Source organism: Novosphingobium tardum (genome assembly GCF_042652045.1).
In the GTDB taxonomy this organism is placed as follows: Bacteria; Pseudomonadota; Alphaproteobacteria; order Sphingomonadales; family Sphingomonadaceae; genus Novosphingobium; species Novosphingobium tardum.
In genome coordinates, this window is record NZ_JBHSDR010000006.1 from 992,212 (window position 1) to 1,013,077 (window position 20,866).

General features: G+C 62.0%; 17 protein-coding genes and 1 pseudogene. 4 read left to right on the forward strand and 14 right to left on the reverse strand.

The genetic code is table 11. The features are described 5' to 3' along the window. Positions 1–154 precede the first annotated feature (154 nt). The 4 genes from ACFO0A_RS12730 (at position 155) to ACFO0A_RS12745 (ending at position 4,963) form a co-directional block, all read left to right on the forward strand. Positions 155–1,630 carry an amidase gene (locus tag ACFO0A_RS12730; protein WP_379539383.1) on the forward strand — a complete coding sequence of 492 codons (1,476 nt, stop codon included), beginning with the start codon at positions 155–157 and terminating at the stop codon, positions 1,628–1,630. Positions 1,631–1,795: 165 nt separating this feature from the next. Continuing rightward, a complete protein-coding gene (locus ACFO0A_RS12735; RefSeq protein WP_379539660.1) occupies positions 1,796–2,917 on the forward strand; it encodes a DUF47 family protein in 1,122 nt (373 codons plus the stop codon). Then, entirely contained in the window at positions 2,917–3,930 is a 1,014-nt protein-coding gene (locus tag ACFO0A_RS12740; RefSeq protein WP_379539384.1) for an inorganic phosphate transporter, read from the forward strand. The genes ACFO0A_RS12735 and ACFO0A_RS12740 overlap by 1 nt, the downstream gene beginning before the upstream one ends. Before the next feature lie 316 nt (positions 3,931–4,246). Continuing rightward, entirely contained in the window at positions 4,247–4,963 is a 717-nt protein-coding gene (locus ACFO0A_RS12745) for a hypothetical protein (RefSeq protein ID WP_379539661.1), read from the forward strand. Positions 4,964–5,119: 156 nt separating this feature from the next. Here the strand turns inward: ACFO0A_RS12745 and ACFO0A_RS12750 are convergent, their stop codons facing one another. The 14 genes and pseudogenes from ACFO0A_RS12750 to ACFO0A_RS12815 form a co-directional block, all read right to left on the reverse strand. Next, entirely contained in the window at positions 5,120–6,055 is a 936-nt protein-coding gene (locus tag ACFO0A_RS12750) for an MBL fold metallo-hydrolase (RefSeq protein WP_379539385.1), read from the reverse strand. 131 nt (positions 6,056–6,186) lie between these two features. After that, a pseudogene (locus ACFO0A_RS12755) lies at positions 6,187–6,279 on the reverse strand (integrase); the annotation flags it as partial. A gap of 148 nt (positions 6,280–6,427) precedes the next feature. Next, positions 6,428–7,372, reverse strand: a complete 945-nt coding sequence (locus ACFO0A_RS12760) for a hypothetical protein (protein WP_379539386.1) — start codon at positions 7,370–7,372, stop codon at positions 6,428–6,430. A gap of 652 nt (positions 7,373–8,024) precedes the next feature. After that, positions 8,025–8,741, reverse strand: coding sequence for an IS6 family transposase (locus ACFO0A_RS12765; RefSeq protein ID WP_379539387.1), 717 nt, complete (start codon positions 8,739–8,741; stop codon positions 8,025–8,027). 559 nt (positions 8,742–9,300) lie between these two features. Then, positions 9,301–10,083: an SDR family NAD(P)-dependent oxidoreductase gene (locus ACFO0A_RS12770; protein WP_379539388.1), complete on the reverse strand. Its 783-nt coding sequence runs from the start codon at positions 10,081–10,083 to the stop codon at positions 9,301–9,303. Between the two features lie 47 nt (positions 10,084–10,130). Further along, complete coding sequence (locus ACFO0A_RS12775; RefSeq protein WP_379539389.1) at positions 10,131–11,063, reverse strand: DMT family transporter; 933 nt, start codon at positions 11,061–11,063, stop codon at positions 10,131–10,133. Between the two features lie 69 nt (positions 11,064–11,132). After that, a complete protein-coding gene (locus tag ACFO0A_RS12780; RefSeq protein ID WP_379539390.1) occupies positions 11,133–11,417 on the reverse strand; it encodes a DUF1330 domain-containing protein in 285 nt (94 codons plus the stop codon). A gap of 11 nt (positions 11,418–11,428) precedes the next feature. Then, positions 11,429–13,105, reverse strand: coding sequence for an AMP-binding protein (locus ACFO0A_RS12785; protein WP_379539391.1), 1,677 nt, complete (start codon positions 13,103–13,105; stop codon positions 11,429–11,431). A 6-nt stretch (positions 13,106–13,111) separates the two neighbouring features. Beyond that, on the reverse strand, positions 13,112–14,542 hold the full coding sequence (locus tag ACFO0A_RS12790; protein ID WP_379539662.1) for an NAD-dependent succinate-semialdehyde dehydrogenase: 1,431 nt from the start codon (positions 14,540–14,542) through the stop codon (positions 13,112–13,114). 115 nt (positions 14,543–14,657) lie between these two features. Next, positions 14,658–14,984: an NIPSNAP family protein gene (locus tag ACFO0A_RS12795; RefSeq protein ID WP_379539392.1), complete on the reverse strand. Its 327-nt coding sequence runs from the start codon at positions 14,982–14,984 to the stop codon at positions 14,658–14,660. Positions 14,985–15,006: 22 nt separating this feature from the next. Then, positions 15,007–15,912, reverse strand: a complete 906-nt coding sequence (locus ACFO0A_RS12800) for an alpha/beta hydrolase (RefSeq protein WP_379539393.1) — start codon at positions 15,910–15,912, stop codon at positions 15,007–15,009. A 64-nt stretch (positions 15,913–15,976) separates the two neighbouring features. Continuing rightward, the gene (locus tag ACFO0A_RS12805; RefSeq protein ID WP_379539394.1) at positions 15,977–16,987 is read right to left on the reverse strand and encodes an acyl-CoA dehydrogenase family protein; all 1,011 of its coding nucleotides are present in this window, start codon (positions 16,985–16,987) and stop codon (positions 15,977–15,979) included. 12 nt (positions 16,988–16,999) lie between these two features. Beyond that, positions 17,000–18,151, reverse strand: coding sequence for an acyl-CoA dehydrogenase family protein (locus ACFO0A_RS12810; protein ID WP_379539395.1), 1,152 nt, complete (start codon positions 18,149–18,151; stop codon positions 17,000–17,002). A gap of 48 nt (positions 18,152–18,199) precedes the next feature. Then, positions 18,200–20,863 carry a TonB-dependent receptor gene (locus ACFO0A_RS12815; RefSeq protein ID WP_379539396.1) on the reverse strand — a complete coding sequence of 888 codons (2,664 nt, stop codon included), beginning with the start codon at positions 20,861–20,863 and terminating at the stop codon, positions 18,200–18,202. Positions 20,864–20,866: the final 3 nt, after the last annotated feature.

Sequence of the window (20,866 nt, forward strand, 5' to 3'; positions counted from 1 at the left end):
AAGCGCAATTAGCGGACAGACTTTGACGAGGGCGCATCTTCTAGCGAGCGCCGTACCTGACCGATGACGCCGCGCGAACTGATGGCGGTAGCTGCGGCTCTTGCGCAGTCGAGGTGCCTGTCCCAGCATCGCGCTGCCCCTCCAGGAGAACCCAATGTCGCGCGCCGCTTTCCCCTTCGTGTTCATCCTTGCTGCCTTACTCGGCGGCGCCCCCGCGCAAGCGGATGAGGCAGCGGCCCGCGCTGCTGCGGCATACCTCAAGCGGATAGCGGCCATCGACGACAAGGGACCGGCCATCCATGCAGTAATTGCGATCAACCCCGCGGCGGTTGCCGAGGCGCGGGCCGCTACCGGCCTGCTTGCTGGACGAAGCGTGCTGGTCAAGGATAACATCGAGACCCGCGAGTTACCCACGACCGCGGGCAGCTTGGCTCTAGCGGGCAACGTGACCGGGCGTGACGCACCGCTCGTTGCGCGGATGCGAGCGGCTGGCGGAGTCGTACTGGGAAAGACGAACCTATCCGAATGGGCGAACATCCGCTCGCCATGGTCGGCTAGCGGGTGGAGCGCCGTCGGCGGCCAGACGCGAAATCCCTATGCCCTCGACCGAACCCCGTGCGGCTCGTCATCAGGCAGCGGTGCCGCGGTTGCGGCCGGCATGGCCTGGGCGGCGATCGGCACCGAGACGGACGGATCGATTACCTGTCCTTCGTCGGTGAATGGTCTGGTCGGGTTCAAGCCTACGGTGGGACTCGTGAGCCGCACGTACGTCGTTCCAATCAGCCACAGCCAGGATACACCGGGGCCGATGGCGAAAAGCGTCGCCGACGCCGCTTTGTTGCTCAACGCGATCTCAGGCAGCGATCCGCTCGACGCGCAGACCGTCGACGCCGACTCCCGTAAGAGCGACTTCACCGCGGGACTTGCGACCAGTTCGCTCAAGGATGTGCGCATCGGGGTCTTGCGCAAGCAGGCGGGAGACGAACCCAAGACGCTGCGCGTGTTCGAAACGGCGCTCGCCGATCTGCGCCGCGCTGGCGCGGTGCTGGTCGATATCGACTATGATTTTCCGAGAGCGATGGGCAAAGGCGAGAACGAGGTTCTCCAATACGAACTGCGCGAGAACCTCGGCGCGTACCTTCGTGACTTGCCGGGTACTGCGGCCGTCCGCAGCCTTGCTGACGTAATCGGGTTCAACAAGGCTAACCCCGCCGAACTCGCGTTCTTCGGGCAGGAAACCTTCGAGAAGTCCGCGCTTGCAACCGACGCTTCCGCCTACTCCGCGGCGCGGGTGACTTCGCTGACGCTGGCGGGAATTGCCGGGATCGACCGCCTGCTTGGCTCAAACCAGGTCTCGTTCCTGATTGCTCCGACCGAGGGACCGGCTTGGCCGATCGACCATGTAATGGGCGAGCGTGGGCTCAGTGGCGTAGGCGCTGGGAGTCTCGCCGCGATTGCAGGGTACCCGCACCTGACCGTCCCCATGGGCGCCGTCGAAGGTCTTCCCGTGGGCCTCAGTTTCATCGGTCCAAAGTGGGCCGATGCGGCGGTGTTAGATGCTGGCGCGGCCTACGAGCGTGCGCGAAGTGCGAAACTGCCCGTCCCCACGCTCAAGCGCTGGAGTGAATGACGCTTTTGAGCGACGTCGGCTGGCATTCGGCAACCCTCACCATGAGGTTGAAGGCGCCGTTCGCTGGAAGTACGAACTGATCGCCGTTGTGGGCAATCATGACGCTCATATTGCAGTCGTTTGACGAACGGCTACGGCATTTCAATCGACTGCTTGGAACGCGCAATTCGTCAGATCGCTGCCCTTCCCTATCGTGCAACTCCAAGCGGAGCGGTCAGCGTGCTGCTGGTCACTTCTCGTGAGAGCAAGCGCTGGGTAGTGCCCAAGGGCAACCAGGGCGGAGCTGACTCGCCGCATGCAGCGGCGGCGCTTGAGGCTGAGGAAGAGGCGGGTGTCCGCGGTGCGATCTGTCCGATCCCGCTAGGCCAGTATCGCTATCGCAAGCGCCGCAAGACCGGCGCCTCGCTGTGGTTCGATGTCGACGTCTATCCGCTCGCTGTCAGCCAGGAGCTGTCCGAGTGGAAAGAGGCGGGCGAGCGGACCCGACGCTGGTTCAGCCTCAGCGAAGCAGCCGACATGGTCGAGGAGGCCGACCTGGCCAACCTGATCCGATCGTTCAACGCCGCCGAGTTTTCCAAAGCAGCCAAGCGCAACACGATCATTTCGGTGGTCGCGCAAAAATCGAAGGTGGGTCCGATGTTTGCCTGGTTCCAACGCCTGCTCCCCAAGACGGGCAACTTCTTCGAGTTGTTCGAGGCCCATTCGCGCAGTGTCGTTGCCGGTGCCGACGCGCTCGGCCGCCTGTTTCGCGACGGCGGTGCGCGTGCCGAACATATTCGCGAAATCAACGAACGCGAACAAGACGCCGACAACATCATCCGCGAGACGCTTCAGACCGTCCGCCGCACATTTCTCACCCCGTTCGACCGTGGAGCGATCACGTCGCTGATCGGGCGAATGGACGACGCAATCGACGAGATGCAGTCGGCTGCCAATGCCGTCGATCTCTACGACATCACGGATTTCGAGCCGGAGATGGCCGATATGGTAGGGATCGCGATCGATTCAGCGCGAGTGTTGGCAGAGGCCATCCCATTGCTGCGTGACATATCGGCAAACGGCGGTCGCTTGCATGAGCTCACGGAACGCTTGGTGCGCATGGAAAGCCACGCCGACGAAGTGCACCGTGCAGGTCTCAAATCAGCTTACCGCAGCCACTCCACCGAGGCTGGCGGAGCCATGGCCTTCACCGTCAAGCGCGAGATTTACAAGCACCTTGAACGCATCGTCGATAGTTTCGAGGACATCGCAAACGAAATCGACGGCCTGGTCATCGATCACGCCTGATGCACCAGCTTGCTTTCCCGCTGCTGGTCGCCTTGATCGTGATCGCGCTGGCGTTCGATTTCCTCAACGGGCTGCACGACGCGGCCAATTCCATCGCGACGGTGGTGGCGACGCGGTTGCTCGGCCCGGTCCAGGCGGTCGCATTCGCAGCGTTCTTCAATTTCGCCGCTTACTTCCTGACGATTGCCTTCCCCGCGCTCCACAAGGTCGCCGACACCATCGGCAAAGGTCTGATCGATAAGGACTTGGTGACCCCCGGGGTGGTGTTCGGCGCGCTGATCGGGGCGAGCTTCTGGAACGTCGTGACCTGGCTCAAGGGCATTCCCTCGTCCTCCAGTCATGCGCTGGTCGGCGGTCTGGTCGGTTCGGGGGTAGCGCATGCGGGGTTGACCGGCGTGCAATGGAACGGGCTCAACAAGACCCTCGTCGCGATTGTCCTGTCTCCGCTGCTGGGGATGTTCCTCGCGCTGCTGATCATGCTGATCACCAGCTGGACGATGCGTCGGGCCACCGCGCGCGGGGCGGAAAAGCGCTTTGGCATGCTCCACCTGATTTCGGCCGCAGCATATTCTACCGGGCATGGCCTGAACGACGCGCAGAAGACCATGGGCCTGATCACCGTGCTGCTCTACTCAACGGGCTATCTCAGCGGCGACTTCGAGGTGCCGCACTGGGTGGCGATATCCTGCTACATCGCGATCTCGCTGGGCACGCTGACCGGCGGCTGGAAAATCATCGAGACGTTGGGCAGCCGGATCACCAAGATCGATCATCACCAGGGCTTCGCCGCATCGACCGGGGGCTCGATCATGCTGTTCGCTGCTTCCTCATTGGGCATTCCCGTTTCAACAACGCACACGATCACCGGGTGCATCATTGGTGCGGGCGTTGCGCGGAGGGCGAGCGCGGTGCGCTGGGGCGTTGCGCAGAACGTGGTCATTGCGTGGATCATCACGATCCCGGCGAGTGCTGCGGTCGGTGCGCTATTTTATTGGCTGATCACCCTCTTTTAGACTTCGAGAGCGACAAAAATTCTTGGCTGAGGGATTCGAGAGCAGCCCTAACTTACGACATATTTCCACCACATGCCCGACTTCAGCACTCTCGTGGGCGGAGCCTAGGAGCCGACCGACATCAAACGACCAATTGTGGATCTTTCACGTTCATTGAATAAACTTCGTGTCTGACGACTTATAACCTGCGTCAGCTAAGCGGGCTTCATTGGGGGCAAAAGCAATGGCGAGCATATCGTTGACCGCGTCGGAGCTTCGGAGAGGACCCGATCAACCCGCACGCTCGGAAACCTTCGCGTTCAAGTTGGCGATCGTGATGGCCCTGACCGTCGTCGCAGGATTTTCGTTCCAACTTGCGATGGGGCGATCCACCTTTGGCTCACCACTGCGCGTCCATGTCCATGCGATCGCTTTCATGGGCTGGGTCGTCATATTCCTGTTGCAGACTTATTTGGCCACGCGGGGGCCGCTGGCGCTGCACCGCAAGCTCGGCTGGTTCGCCGCCGGCTGGATAGTGTTGATGATCGGCGCGGCGATGGCCGTAATCATAGTATCGGCCCGGAACGGCACCATCCCGTTCTTTTTCCAGCCGCAATTGCTTATGGTGGGCGATCCGATCAATCTGTTGGCATTCGCGGTGCTGACCTATGTTGCGATCGCCATGCGCAAGCGGACCGATTGGCATGACCGGCTCCACTTGGGTGCGATGGCGCTCCTCACCGCACCAGCCTTTGGCCGGCTCCTACCGCTGCCCCTCCTTATCCCTTGGTCCTTCGAGGCCGCAGGCGTTGCCACCATGGTGTTCCCGATCGCCGGGATGATCCGCGATCGCCGCGTGCTGGGACGCGTCCATCCCGCTTGGTTCGTGACGGTGGCGGTGTTTCTCGCTTATACCGCAGCATACGAGGCGATCGCTTATTCGCCCTTGGGTGATGCACTCTATGCCGCCGTTACCGCAGGTTCGCACGGCGCCTACGTGCCGGGACTTCAATTTCCCCCGCCGCCCGCAGGACCTTTGGTGACAGGGCGATAACCGCCACGGTTGCGGACATAACTGCAAGGGAAATCTCACCGGCTTCCACCGGCCGAACTGCTGGGCTGGTTTCGGACAGTCCGCTGTTAATTGACCGGCAGGCGGGAGCTTCCGTTCGAGTAGCCACCCCATTGCGGACGCTGTCGTTGTTGGAGTTCAAACCTCTTGCAGATCGCGTCCAACAACCGCTTCGCCGGTGAAATGTTTGCGCACGCCAGCAAGCCACATTTCGTCGGTGATAGAAGGGAAAGCTGGCACGAGGTGAGAAAGCACCAGCTTCTTCACGCCTGCGCGCGCTGCCACTAGGCCCACTTGCTCTGTAGTGGAATGGCTACGCAACAGGTGATCCTTCAAACTCTCGTTGCCGCCAGCGAGTTGGATGACGCCGTCCAGATACATGGCTTCGTGGATAAGCAAGTCGGCCCCTCGGGCGAGATCGACAAGAGCTTCACGGTAGGTGGTATCACCGGAGATGACGATGGAGCGCCCTGGGGTGTCGAACCGATAAGCGAACGCTGGCTTCACAGAGTAATGATCCACCACAGCGCTCGTTACAGTGACGTTCTCGTCGCGATACGCAGTGCCGCTATTTGCTTGCTCGTGCACATGAATCATGGGCGCCAAGGGGGGGCGTCCCTCTTCACGCATCCGAACGTTAATGTCGAACCTCGAAGCAGCGAGGGAGTCGTGGACGATTTCCCTCAATGGCGGAGGTCCATAAATACCCACCGGTGACTTCAAGCCTGATCCCCATGCCAGGACGAGCAGACTTCCAACGTCCAGCACATGGTCCGAATGGTTGTGGGTGATGAAAACTTCGCCAAGCCGGTCGAGCGAAAGCCCCGCCAAGGCTAATTGTCTCGCGACGCCGTTCGGAACATCGACCAGATAGACCAAACCCCCGATTACGATTGCGACGCTAGCCGGAGCACGAATGGCGGACGGCGTCGGCCCCCCCTTAGTGCCGAGCAAAATGACTTTCGCGGAACGAGGCGCGGCAAAGGTATGGCTACTCACCAGAAGCGCGGACAGCCCTGCTGCACCAATGAAGGTTCGGCGGGAAAGTCTCGACGACGGCTGTTTCGGTCCCATCCAGAGCGCTTATGTCATGAAAGGCGTAGGCGAGTCGAACGTCCGCTTTCCACCCCATAGCGGCCGATCTCGCCAGCGAGTTTATTGCACACAAGCGGTCGGCCAACGTTGCCGACCGACCGCACAAGAAGTCAGATTTCGGTGCGCTCAGCCAACAGTAAGGCGTCTTCGACGTCTACGCCGAGATAGCGGACCGTGTTCTCGATCTTGGTATGACCCAGCATCCTCAGCCAGCCCAACGTCAGCATCCCTACTCGATTGCCGATATGCGGCGTGGCGTCGAACCTTTGTCATTGGGTAGTTGCGGAGCAGCATCTTGGCCATGGCGGGTCTTTGACGCCAGCGCGTGCGCCGGGCCGGCAGCGTGTTTGGCTAGGGGGAAGGCGTTGCGATGATCGCCAGATTCACCCCGGCGGTGATACCGTTTCCGAAGGACACCCGGGAAAATACGACTCCGCTGTATTCATCGAATGAAGGGCCGCAGAACTTGGATCTTCCTTGTCCGAAGTCGGCAAAACCGGCCGTGTTGGCCAGGATGATATCGGCGTTGCCATTGTTCTGGAGCCGGATCGGCGCCAGTGCGATCACCTCATGCGTCTTGGCGTCGACGCCCGTCAGGTTCACGGGTCCATCGACGCGGTAGGCTTGGGCAGTGGCGTCGTAGCTGACGGTGAGAGTTACACGGCCGATGACCATCATCTGGCGGTTTTCGTATCCGGCAACCTGACCGACCGCGATCCCATTGAAGGTTCGGGTTCCTGCCGGCGGCTCGCCGCTCTGTTGATAGCCGTAGACGAAAGCTTCGGTGAAGGAACTCTGGTTCGCAGCACCGGAGTTGAGCGTCGCATCCCACATCCCGATCGAACAATACGCCGTGCTCACGAGATCGTTCGTCGGCTTCAGAAGGAGCAGGCGTGATGCAATCCCGTTCGCGTTCTTTCGATAGGTCGTGAAGCGTGCGTTTGTCTCGCTGGCGGCGAGGTCGCCTTGGCCGAAGGTCAGATCGAAGGTCTGGTAGGGCGTCACGTCATGGTTGGCGCGGTAGTACGATGCGGTCACACGGTAGCTGTCCGACGCCTTGGCGTAGACTGCGCTGAACCTGTCGGGGACGGCGCCAAAGCTGTAGTTCGCGAAACCAGAACTATAGGTCAGGAAAAGCTGGCCAGGCTGATTGAGCACGCTCCAGTCCGCGGTTGACCCCAAGAGATTGGGGCTGGCAGCGGCCGACTTGGCAGGCAGAAGGGGGCCGACCGAGGCCGTTGGCGTGCTGCCGGACGCGCCGGGCGCGGCAATCGGCTCTGGGTAAGGGGCGCTCACCGAAGCAGGCGAAGGAGTGGGCGTCGGCGCTGGCGTGACCGTTGGTGTCGGAGTGGGAGAGGGGGAGGGTGTCGGCGTCGGGCTTGGGGGCGGATTGATGATCTCGCCGGTCGCTCCACCGCTTCCACCCCCTCCCCCGCAGCTCGCGAGTGTCAGGCACATTACGCCCATAAGGGAACGACGAACCATTGATCGCACTCCTTCGTCCCCGAGGTTACGCTCAAAGCCGACCTGCGCCAAGGGCCTGCAGCATAAGCGAAAAAGCGCCAGCCGAACAACGTCAAGGTCGGCGGGCGGCGGCAACATCCGCAAAGGCCGCAATGTGCGGGCAGATCATTCGCTTGACAGAATGCGGATTAGCTCGGGCATCGGAATCGCTGCCGGGTGTTGGGCGCTGATCGGACCACGCTGAGGTACGTCAGTCGTCGGCCTGCCGACGCATGAGGGCAAGTCGCTCCTCAAAGCGTTTGGAACCAGCGATCTCACGGTCTTCATGGACGGACGAGAGACCAAGGAAGGGTACCCCCTAAATGTGTGCTGCGGACTGGCGGGTTCGCGACACCCCAAAACCCGGCGCGGGTCCGTGGCGGTGCTGTCAGTCTAATCGCAACTCGTCTCCGATTTGCGGAGCTGTGGCTTGGGGTGCGTGGCCTCAGGCCATGAGGCTGTTCCACTCGGCCAGTGCGGCCGAGCGGCGGTCCTTGTAGGTCTGGCGATCGACGAGGTGGCGTTCCTGATTGAAGTGATTGTGGACGTTGGCGTGGACCGAGGCGAACTTCTGTAGCGTTCGCATCCGCCTGAACCTGAGCATCGCCCGCTCTCGCCGTCGGAACGACAGGTGGCTGTTCTCGACCCGGTTGTTGGCCCAGCGGCCGATCTCCTGCTTCCCGGCGTTGCCGAGCGCGGTCATCGCCGCCCTGTACGAGCGTAGACCGTCCGTGGTGATCTTCTCCGGTGATCCGTGGCGCTTCAGCGCCTTCTTCATGAAGGTGAGGGCGGCTGCCTTGTCGCGGGTCCTCGTTATGTAGCTCTCGAGGATCTCGCCTTCCTGGTCGACCGCGCGCCACAGGTAGACCATCTCGCCATTCAGCTTAACGTACATCTCGTCGAGGTGCCAGCGCCACTGCCGGAAGCCGCGCATTCGGCTCACGCGCTGGCTCCGGATGTCTCCGGCGAACAGCGGACCGAAGCGGTGCCACCACATCCGCACGGTCTCATGGCAGATGTCGATGCCGCGCTCGAACAGCAGATCCTCGACGTTGCGCAGCGACAGCGGAAACCGCACGTACATCATCACCACCAGGCGGATCACCTCGGGCGACGAGTTGAAGTAACGGAACGGGCTGGCAGGCTTGCGGGGGCGCAGCATGTCTGGCGCCCTAGCCCGTCCCCCCTCAGCCACCAGCGGTGCATTTGCTCTGACGGGGCCCGCCTGCATCATCGATCCAGCCGATGGCGTCCTGTCGGAGGCAAGTTGGCTGGCTTCACGGATCAAGCAACCCGGCCGACGGGATGATCTCACCGCTGATCGCGCGCATTTCCTTGAAGGGGAACGCCGAATTGTCGCCGAATTAGGCCATGAATCCATAACGACTGCGAAGAGATTCTGAAAACAACGCACTTTCCTGCGTTAGACGTTCGATCGGCGAGGCATGCGAGTGATGGCGCTGGTCCCTCAAACCGGCCGGCTGGCGATCGCCAATACGGCGTCGGTGACGACCATCAAGCGGTTGGTCTTCGCTGCCCGTTCCCCGGTGAAAAATGTGGCCGCCCGCGCCCATGGGCGCACTAACGCCCGTCAACGGCGTCGCTCGCTATCTCCCCGCGCCCCGAGGCTGAGCTAGTTAGGTCACCGATGGAGAGATCGGTAGCAACTGTGTGTGTCGTCAGATTGGCGAGACCGAGTCCCGCCCGCCGGACGATCAATATCAGAAGACAGTATATCCGCCGTCGATGACGATCGTGTCTCCGATGTGAAAGCTCGAATGATCGCTCGCCAGGTAGACCGCGATCGCCGAAAAATCGTCACCACTCGCCCATCGGCCAACCGGCGCCCGGCTGATGACATTGTCGTTGAATTTGTCCCACGTCTGCAGGCGCTCGGTCAGATCGGATCGGGTCCAGCCGGGCAGGATCGCATTCACCCGGATCCCATTGGGCCCGAGTTCCACGGCCATCGCGCGCGCGAGGGATTCCACCGCACCCTTGGAAGCGCCGTAATGCTCGTTGCGGGCGGCGCCGTGAATGGACGACGTCGATCCGATCGCGACGAGCGAGCCCCCTCGCCTGCCTTGCCCGTTTTGCCGGATCATGTGCCGGGCCGCCTCCCGCAGGGTGAAGAACACACCCTCCACGTTCACGCTGCACAGCTTGCGAAAATCGGCTGCGGAAATGTCGAACATGTCTTTCCGGGGTATGCCGATCCCGGCGTTGGCTATCGCCTGGTCAATCCAGCCGAACTCCTCGATGATCGCAGCGATGCCTTCCTGCACCGCGGTTTCCGACGACACGTCGACCTGACGGGATCGAACTTCACCGCCGAATTCCTGGAGCTGGGCGACCGCTCGCTCGTTCTTCTCGGGCTTATTCCCCCAGATGATCACCGACGCGCCATGCATGGCAAGCCCGCGCGCCATCCCGAGGCCGATCCCCCCATTGCCGCCCGTCACTAGCGCCACCTTCCCGGTCAGGTCGAACAATCCCTTCGTCATCTTTCCGGCTCCGATTGGTCAGCTGCGACAGGCGCGACGAGCATGAGCTAAACAGTATTGGCTTCCAGATTGCGCCGGGCAATCGTTTGGGGTCTGTACTCGCGCCAGATCAGGTAAATTCCGCTGCTGATGATAAGGCACCCGCCGAGTATCGCGCTTTGCCCGGGCAGTTCCGAGAATACCAGCCATCCAAGCGCCAAGGCACCCACGATCTGAAGATAGTCGAGCGGCGCGAGAATCGATACTTGCGTCGCGTGCAGCGACTCCGTCAACGTAATCTGCATGATTCCGGCTGCGAACCCCGCTCCGGCGAGGATGGCCAGCGTCTGCAAGTCGTGCTGCTTTCCGACATAAAGCAGCAGGATACCGCCGACCAGTGCGGAGGACGCGAAGAACCAGAAAACGATCGCCGCCACATGCTCGGAATGCCGTAACTGTCGCACCACGGTGACGACAGAAGCGGTCCCGAGGGCAGCGAGCAGCGCGACCGCGACACCCGGAAGCGGAGCGGTATCGTTGGCGGGCCCGCCGGGGAGCATGATGATCGCGACGCCGACAAGACCCAGCGCGACCGCCAGCCAGTGATGGTTCCCCGCCCTCTCGCCAAGAAAGAGCACCGATAGCACCGTCGCAAATATCGGCGCGGTAAAGCCGACCGTGGTCGCGGTGGCCAACGGCAGCATGATGAGCGCCTGGAAGGAGCAAAGTATCGCTGCGATGCCCAGCGCGCATCGGCCCAGGTGCGCCCAGGGTCGACGCGTAGTGAGCGCGCGCACTCCCCCGCTGCGAAGCGCCCAGACCAGCACGACCGGAAGGGCAAAGATCGCCCGGTAGAACAGCATCTCGCCGGCCACCACCCCGTGCTCCGAGGCCAGCTTGAGCAGCGCCGCCATCACTGAATAACAGCCGACCGAGACAAGCCGGAAGGCAATGCCGCGCGACACGCTCTGGTGACGGGGTTGGAAAGCCTTAGCAGCCATCGGGCGGGTCCGCGGTTTCTGCGCCCACGCCACCCGCCCGAATGTCACCGCATGATGAAAGCGTCGAAATCAGGCTCCCTCGACGATCATGACACGCCATTCGCCACCCTTGAGGCGGTGAGCTGAGGCCTCCTGATAGAGCGGGCTGTCGTACCACGCCTTGGCTTCCTCGACCGAGGGAAACTCCAGGATTACCACCATTTCACTCGGCTCCCCCTCGACGACGATTGGACTGCCGCCGGCGCGTTTGGTCGCTCCGCGTCCTGCAAGCGTTGCCCCGACCAAAGGCGCATAGGTCGCGAGCTCGGCGGCATCGGTGGTCTGCCTCCGATCGAAGATGATGTACGCAGTCATATCGTTTCCTTTCAAGTGTCTGTCTTGCAGCGTGCTCTCAGCACATGCTTCTGGATCTTCCCCGATGCCGTTTTCGGCATGCTGGCGAGCAGGAACAAATTCTCGGGAAATTTCTGTTTCGCGAGCCTGGTGTCTTCCAGGAAGGTCTGAACCTCCTGAATGGTCAGACTGCCGCCCTTGTTCAAAACGGCGAAGGCGCAGGGTGTTTCGCCCAGTCTCTCATGGGGCATCGCGACGACCGCGACTTCCGCGATGGCGGGATGGGTGTGGAGAATATCCTCCACTTCTTTGGCACTGATGTTCTCGCCGCCCCGGATGATAAGGTCTTTCTTCCGGCCGCTGACCGTGACGTAGCGCGCATGGCTGATGAAGCCGAGGTCTCCGGTCCGGAAGTATCCCTCCGCGTCGAAGGCTTCCACGGTGTCTTCCCACTCGGTGTAGCCCAGCATCAGTTCGGGGCCGCGGACCAGAATCTCGCCTTCCCTGCCGTCGCCAAGCGTCTCGCCGGTGTCCGGGCTCACGATCTTCACGTCGAAGTTCACGATCGCGCCATCGGTCGTCGCACCGAGTTCGACGGGGTCCCCTGCGGCGACGCCCGCCGTCACCGTCGGCGCTTCGCTGCTGCCGTAGATGCGGAAGGCGAGACAGTTGGGAAGAACAGCGCGGGCCCGCCGGATATCGTCGGGCGCGACCGGCGCCCCCCCGCAAGCGAACAGTCGCAAGCTGGGCCTGGTCTCGCCGCGATGTTCGAGGAAGCCGACGAGTTCCCTGAGAAAAGGTGTCGCACCGACGCTGAAAGTGACGCCGTGCTGCAAGATGAGGGCGGCGGCTAGCTCCGCATCCCATCTGTCCATGAAGACCGCTTTGCAGCCGAACGTGGCCATCATCTCTATGCCATAGATATACCCGGTGATGTGAGTGACCGGTGACGGCATCAGTATCACGTCGGTCGACTGGATACCCCAGAACTTTCCGACCGCGTCGATCTCAGACTGGATCGTGTTGTGGCTGTGCAGGACGCCTTTGGGTCGGCCCGTCGTGCCCGACGTGTAAAGCAGCAGTTTGACCGCGTTCGGGTCTTGGATCTGCACGGCGAAACCAGGGGCTTGAGGCGCCTCTGCGAGCAATCGGCCGTAGTTTAGAACCCCGCTGCGGTTCTCCGTACCGCGCACCACCACAACCGCTTCGAGATCCGGCAGCGATGGTCGAAGGTTCTCGACCATCTCCACGTAATCTGTGGCTCTGAACGTCTCGGGGATGAAGACTATCCGGGTGCGCGAACTGCGCAGGATATATCCGACTTCCACATCCCGGTAGATCGGGACGATCGGGTTGACCACCAGTCCGCACATGCAGGCGGCGAGATTGATCGCGATCGCCTCCGACCAGTTCGGCAGCTGGAAACTGACGACTTCACCGGGGGCGAGACCGATCTGGCGGAACCAACCGGCAAGCAGCCGGGCTTCCGCCATGATCTCGGCAAAAGTTTGCGACCCCTTCCCATCGACGATTGCCGTCGTCGCGCCGCGCACCTTCGTCTGGGTTGCCGCCTGCTGGACAAGCGTGACACCCAGCCACTGACCGCTCTCACTGAAGTCGGCTGCGACGCCTGCCTCCAGCCTTGTCCGCCAAGGACTTCGGTTAGATTGCACAGAGCGTTCCGCTGTCTGGGTGAGGCCCGGGGCCATGGAGCCTCATCCCTCGTGAACGGTCTTGGTGACCATGCACGCCATCACGCCTTCGCGCCCGTCCTCGCTGCCATAGCCCGACCATTTGATCCCGCCGAACGGGGCGTCGGCGGCCGAAACGCTGCCGGTGTCGATCGCCAGCATCCCCGCCTCGACCTCGGCGGCAAGACGCCGACGGCGCGCAGGGTCCTTCGTCCAGGCATAGGCGGCAAGGCCGTAAGGCAGGCGGTTCGCCTCTTCGATCATCGCATCCTCGCCTTTCATCGGATTGAGCAGCGCGACCGGACCGAACGGTTCCTCGTTCATGATCTCGGCGCTCTCAGGCACCTCGCTCAGAACGGTCGGCTGATGGAAGAAACCCCGGTTGCCGATCCGCTCACCGCCGGCGAGCACCTGTGCGCCATGCTCCCGGGCATCGCCGATCATCTGCTCCATCCGCTCGAGCCCGCGGGCCGAAGCCATCGGGCCCATCGCTGAATCCGCGTCGAACCCGCTGCCGACCTTGATCGCCTTCGCCCGCGCGACGAACCCGTCGCGGAAACGTTCGAACACCGGCTCCTCGATCAGGAAGCGGGTCGGGCTGACGCAGACCTGACCGGCGTTGCGGAAGGCATTAGCGGACATCGTATCGAGCGCGGCGTCGAGGTCGGCATCGGCGAAGATGAGAACCGGGGCGTGTCCGCCGAGTTCCATTGTCGCGATCTTGAGGTCTTCGGCCGCCAGTTTTGCAAGATGCTTGCCCACCGCGGTCGAGCCGGTGAAGGTCACCTTGCGGATGATCGGCGATGCAAGCAAATGCCGGCTGACCACGTCTGGCACGCCGAAGACGCATTGCACCGTATCGCCCGGCACGCCCGCGTCGATCAGGGCCTGGACGAGTGCGATCCCCGCCGTTGGCGTCTCTTCCGACGGCTTGATGATCGTCGAGCAGCCGGCGGCGAGCGCACCGCCAATCTTGCGCATGACGTTGAGCGACGGGAAGTTCCATGCCGCGAACCCGGCCACCGGGCCGACCGGGTGATACTGCACCTCGGCCCGCTGCCCCGCGGGGCGCACGAGCGTGCGGCCATAGATGCGCTTGATCTCCTGCGCGTAGAATTCGAGCAGCGTCGCGCTGTAGAGCGTCTCGCCGATCGCCTCCTTGATCGGCTTGCCCTGCTCGCGGGTCAGCGCTTCGCCGATCTGGGCGGAGCGCTCGCGGATCAGGCCCGCGGCCTTTAGCAGGATCGCGGTGCGCTGGTCGGCCGAGGTGCCGCGCCAGGTCCTGAACCCGCGTTCCGCCGCCTCGAGCGCGCGGTCGAGATCGGCGGCGGTCGCGTGCGGCACGCTGCCGATAATCTCGCCCGTCGCCGGGTCGATGACGTCTTGGCTCTCGCGACCCGTGCCGGTTAACGCCTCGCCAGCGATGAGGAGGGTGCAAGCGAGATGGTCGGCCATGATAAGTCTTTCTTCTTCGCGCGCGGGATACTGGACTGAAGACATGATCGAATGCACCGTCGCATCGGGCTCCGATCATGCTCGCCCGGGATCGGCCCGTTCGGGCCGAGGGCCGTCATCGCATCGGGGAATAGGCCGTCGGTTCCAGCAACTGGTTCTCCACTTTCTCGACGATGGCACCGTCCCTTTCGGAACTGGTTCTTGCCGCGGCCCATTCCGGGTCCGAAATGAACGCGTTCCACTTGCTCTCGCGGTCGGCCAGCGAGTCCCAGCGGATCAGGTAGGTCAGGGTCTGGCTGCTCGGCCCGACCACCGTGGTCCAGAAGCCGACCGGCTGGATGCCGAACCTGTCCCAGAGCTTGAGCGTGACCTCCTCGAACCGGCGATGCAGCGCACCCAGGCGGCCAGGGACGCAGTGATAGATACGAAGCTCATACAACATCAGCCGTGTTCCTGTCCGGTGGTCAAAGTCCGAGTCTCGGCCGCAGCCACTGCGCGATCTTGTCGATAGCATCATCGGCTTCGGGAGCCTTGCCCGCCATCAACTGGAAGACATGCTGCATCTCGGGGTAGATCTGCAGCGTCACGTCGACGCCCGCGGCCTTTGCACGGTCGTGGAAGCGGCGGCTGTCGTCGAGCAGGGCCTCATATCCGCCGACCTGGATCAGCAGCGGAGGCAATGCGGACGGGTCCGCGTGCAACAGGTTGACGCCCGGATCGCTCGGATCGGCACCGCCGAGATACATTCCCGCCATCAGTCGCACCGCGTCGGGGCTGACGAAGGCATCGACTTCTGCGTTGGTCACGAAAGTCTCACCGGTCGGCTCCATGTCGTACCAGGGCGATAGGGGGACGCTGGCAGCTGGAGCGGGGAGGCCTTCGCGAAGCGCGTTGAGCGGGACCGCGGTGGCGAGGTTCCCCCCCGCCGAATCCCCGATCATGGCGATCTGACGGGGGTCGTAGCCTTGATCGAGCAAAGCGCCGTAAACGGCGGTGCACTGATTGACGATGCCGGGGTGGGGGTTGTCGGGTGTCCGCGTGTAGTCGACGATGATCGCCTTGCAACCGACCGCCCTGGCGATGTGCGCGAACATCTTGCGATGGGATTCAGGCGAACCGCACACGAACCCACCGCCGTGGAAGCAGAGCAGGACACGCCCGTTATCGGCTCTGCCGGTCTCCACCGCCTCCAGGCAAGGCACGCCGCCGAGCGACAGGGTCGTATAGGCAAAGCCCTCAGGCTCCGTCGCCAGCGTTCCCCACTCCTCGAACATCGTGCGCATCTCGGGGAGTTCCATCGTCCCCGTCGCCATCCGCGCAGTCCAGCTTTTGTACATTTCGGTCAGGGCATTTGCCTGCGTCGTGCTCATGTCATCTCTCCCGAGTTGTTCTTTGATCGTGCCGATTGAACCGGTTGTCTGGCGGATGGCCTGATCAGGCGGACAGCCGCGTCCGCACGAAGTCTGCCGTGCGCGCTGCGTTGCTTGCGAAGAATTCCCGCCCTACCTGAGTCGCCCAGTAACTTTCCGCGCCCTCTGCAGCGCGCCATTCGGCCATACGCCGGGTGTAGAGCTGTAGATCGTGTTCGCGGCTGATCCCGATCGCGCCGTGCACTGAATGCGCGATCTGCGCCACCACGAGTGCGGCGGAGCTCGCACACTCCTTGGCGACGCCCGCCGCGAGGGGATCGGGGAACATTCGGCCGGTGCCTGAGGCAAGTTGCACCGCCATGCGCGCCGCCGCGACATGCTCGGCCATGACGCTGACCTGCTGCTGGATCGCCTGAAACTTTCCAATAGGTCGACCGAACTGCGACCGGGTCTGAGCATAATCGATGGTCATCTGGAGAACGGACTGCATCGCGCCAGCTAGTTTGGCAGCGTGCAGGAACGCTATCGTTTCTCGGAGCGCCAGCGCGCCCGATGGGATCGTGTTCAGAATCTGCTCCGCCCCGGCAACGACGCGTGCCGAGAGACTGAACTGATTCCGGGACGAGGAAAGGACCGAGGGGCTCAACTCGACAAGATCAAAGGTCTCGCCGCGGGCAACCAGCATATAGCCAGCGGTACGCGCGAGCGGAAGCCCCGCGGTCTGGATCGTCGCCTGGTCCTCGTGAGAGAGAGCAGTCGCTAGGATTATAGGCGCAAGGGGCGGCTCCACTCCGGCACGGCGAAGAAGCGCCCGCGCGACCATGGTCTCAGCAAGCGGAAGGGGGAACGCATGCGCGCCCATCAGAAGGACCAGGGGCAAGATCTGCGCGAGGGATAGGCCGAACCCCTCGTCTTGCTCTGCTACCAGAGCATTGGGCAGGCCGGACTCTTCGATCTCGTCCCACACCAGTGCCAGCAGCTTATCCTCAGGATCGCGCTCGGCGGCACGCACAAACGTAGTTGAGCAGGATCGGGCCAGCAAACGCGCGAACATGTCTTCAAGAAGCGTGTCCATTCGTCGGGCGCCCTATCGAAGTCCGAGCCCACGGGCGATCATGCCCCTGAGGATTTCACGAGTGCCGCCGCGGAGAGAATACGTCGGCGACATGGTCGTGGCGTAAGCAAGCGTGCGCATAAGTTCGTCGGGGGGCATGATATCCGGCTGAGACGCGATGGCGTCCGCAATCAGAGCGGGCAAGTCCTGCTCGAACGCGGTCCCGAAATCCTTGTACAGCGCCGCGGCGGCCTCTGGACGCTCCCCCCGTACCAGCTGGGCAGTGAGCGCGAGGGAAAGCGCGCGAAGTACTGCAAGGCGGCCCACGAGACTGCCGACTAGCGCCATGGTGCGATCGTCAGGCGCTCCCTGCTCCCGCAGATGGGCCAGCCATTCGTCGAGCACGAGAATGCTCGAGTAGAGCCTTTCGGGTCCGCTGCGCTCGAGACTCAGCTCGGCCATGCATTGCTGCCAACCCTGGCCTTCGACGCCTATCAGCGCATCGGCTGCCAGCTCGACGTTATCGAAGTGCACTTCACAAAAGTGGCTATCGCCCGCTAGGTCGACGATCGGGGTAACAGTCACCCCGGGGAGTGATAGGTCGACGATAAGCTGGGAAAGGCCCTGCTGGCGATCTGCCCCCGACCCGGAGGTCCGGACGAGCGCGATCATGTAATGAGCCACGTGCGCGTACGTGGTCCAGATTTTCGCTCCGTTCAGCAGCCAACCGCCATCGGTCCGCTCAGCGCTGGTCTTGACGCTGGCCAGATCCGATCCGGTATCAGGCTCGCTCATGCCGATACAGAAGAAGGCTTCTCCGCGGCAAATGCGCGGCAGATAGAACTGCCGTTGGTCCTCGGTACCGTAATGCAGAATCAGGGGCCCACTCTGGCGTTCCGCGACCCAATGCGCGCCCACCGGGACACTTGCGGCGAGCAGTTCCTCCGCCACAACGAACCGTGCAAAGTAGCTGCGGCCCTGTCCGCCATATTCAATCGGCAGCGTCATGCCGACCCATCCCCGCGCCGCCAGGTTGCGGCTGAAATCGGGATCGTGCCCCATCCACGATCGCGCGCGAATGTCGTGCGGCATCTGGACGAGACTTTCGTCCAGGAATGCCCGCACGAGCGGCCTGATCGCCTCGTCCTCCTTAGGAACGCTGGAGAGTTCAAGCGAAGCTAGCACTCGCTAATGCCCACTGTCTGCAACATCGAATGCTCGCCCCGCCATCCGTCAGAACTTGAACAAAGCTTCGATGCCGTAACGACGCAGGCTACCGGGAGCAACGAAATCGCCACCAAATTCCGGTGCTACAACGTCGTCGTTTATATAAGCCTTGTTGAAGAGGTTGCTGGCAAAGGCAGTGATGCTCCAGCTGTCGGTTTGAACACCCGCGCGCACGTCCACGATCGTGTACGCACCCCTCGTGGAATTCTTATAGTTCCCCGTAAGCCCAAAAATTGTCGGAACGTCGTTGTCCTGAACGGTGTGATAGGGCGTGGGGCCGGTAATGCGCGCATCTACCCGGCCAATAAAATTCATCGACGCGGTGATAGGTTGATCAGCGCTCGCGCCAAAATTGAGGGTGTAATCGGGCGTATTGGGAGACTTGTTCCCGACGGTATATGGGCGAGATGAGTTCTTCTGAATCCTGCTATTGGTGTAATTACCGGAGGCATAGACGCTGTAACCTGGAGCGAACTCATAGTTAAGAGACGCCTCTGCTCCATAGATTCTCACCTTATCGATATTTGAGACGCTTCTAAGCAGCCCGAATTCACCGACAAAAAACTCGAAAAACTGCATGTCCTTCACATTTGTATAATAACCAACGAGTTCGTACCTAATGTTGTTCGAGACGCGCCCCTTGATTCCAGCTTCGTATGCGCTGTCTACTTCCTTCTTGAAAACGTCGCCCACTGTCAGGCCGGCATTGATGCCCCCAGCCGAGACCGGAGCGTTGAAATAGCCGTTAACAATGGCCTCAGTGCCAGCGTTGTTGAAACCGCCTGCCTTGAAGCCGACTCCCCAATTTGCGAACAACGTCATATCGGAGTTCGCTTGATACGTGAGCGACACTTTCGGCTGCAGCTGCCTGAAGGCTTTCGAGCGCGGCGCGAGAACACCGCTCGCGTTATAGGCGGGGTCGAGGCCCGGATTAAGATAGTAGTTCGCGGGGCTTGTCGCCGTGCCTGTCGGAAAGCCCGTTCGTGCGTTACCCACCCAGCGTGTCCGGGCATTCACCGGCACATTGTTGGACGTTTTCCGCGCCTCGATATCGTACCGAAGAGCCAGGCCGAGCGTCAGCTTGTCGGTGGCCTCGTATTCGGCTGAGCCAAAAAGCGCGTACACGTTTGTCTTGAAGTTATCGTCGACGAGGCTTTCCGTGGGAAAGCGGGGATCGGTGGTATAGCACTGGCGCGACGCACTCTGTCCTGTGTCGAGCGTGAGGTTGATGCAAACCCGACGGTCAATGAAGATGTAGCTGGATCCGAGCTGCCACGACAGCGCTGACCCATTTTCTGGACTGACCAGGCGGAGCTCAGTTACAACGTCCTTCTGCCGACGATCGTTGTACTGTATCCCGTCGCAGGTGCTCGGAGAGTACGGCTGAGCGTAACCGAACACATCGTAGAAGGTCGTGAAGGGCTCTTGGTTGGCGACCCCAGTCACTCGAGGCGCAGTCGCAGCACGCGTCGCCATGCAGGTCGGCTCGTTTGCGAAGAAGCCGAATGCCCCGCTCGTTCCGCCGCCAATAAAATCGCTCTTTATGTTGCTGTATGCAGCGAATCCGATCAGCGAACCGAAATCCAGACGCTGATTGAAGCGGATCGATCCACCATAGCTCTTCTGCCAGCTCTGGGCCTCGGTATTGTTCGTGAAAAGGAACTTGTGGTCACTGATCGGGAGGTCGAAAAGTGGCGTGTTGAAGGCGGCGGCTAATGCAGGAAGGTGAAACACTGCGTTGTAGTTGATCGAACTGGCCGTTTGCGAACCATAGTTCGCTTTGACGTCGATCTCGGTGTCCTCACTGGGAGATATCAGCAGGCGGCCGAAGGCATAGAATTTTTCATAATTGTCAATGGACGCGGCGTTTCGGCTATTCCCGGGGTAGACTTGCTGGTTCACCGGCGACTGAAGGAAGGTGTTTCGGTGAAAACCGTCCGAGGTGGAATACTCGGCATTGACGGTAAACCCGATCTGGTCGGTGATGGGGCCACTGAGCAGGCCAGATACGAGATATGTAGCATCATTGGCTGCGATGGCCTTAACTTGACCAGAGAGCTGATCTGTCGGCTTCCGAGTTGTGATGACGATCGCGCCAGCAGAGGCGTTGCGTCCATACAGGGCCCCTTGGGGACCCTTGATGATCTCAACCTGAGTGATGTCCCCTTGTGGCTGGGTCGTGGCGACTGCGCTGGTCCGAAGCACACCATCAATCACAAGCGCTACGTTGTTCTCGGCATCGCGTGCGCCGTTCAGGCCCCGAATGTTGATAGAGGCGTCTCCAGGCTCCGTCGCCCCCACCTGCATCGTTACACCGGGAGTGAGTTCGGCGAAGTCCAGAACCATACGAGCCCCGGTGGCCTCCAGTTGCTTCTCTGTAAGCACCGAAACGGACGCCGGCACGTCCTGCAGGTTTTCGTTACGCCTCCGGGCGGTGACAACGATGTCACCATCGCCTTGGCTAACAGGCTCACTGGCGTCCGCGACGCTTGCCCCGCCTTGTAACGGGTCAGTCGCCGTGACGGGGTCGCCGGCCTGGGAGGAATGCGCCTCGACGTCGGCCGCTATCGGGCTCGCTGAGTCCGATGGGGTCGGCGCAGTTTGGGCATGAGCGACACTAGCTAGGGCCGTCGCGGTGCACAGAAACGTTGCCTTCAGAATGTTGTTCATACC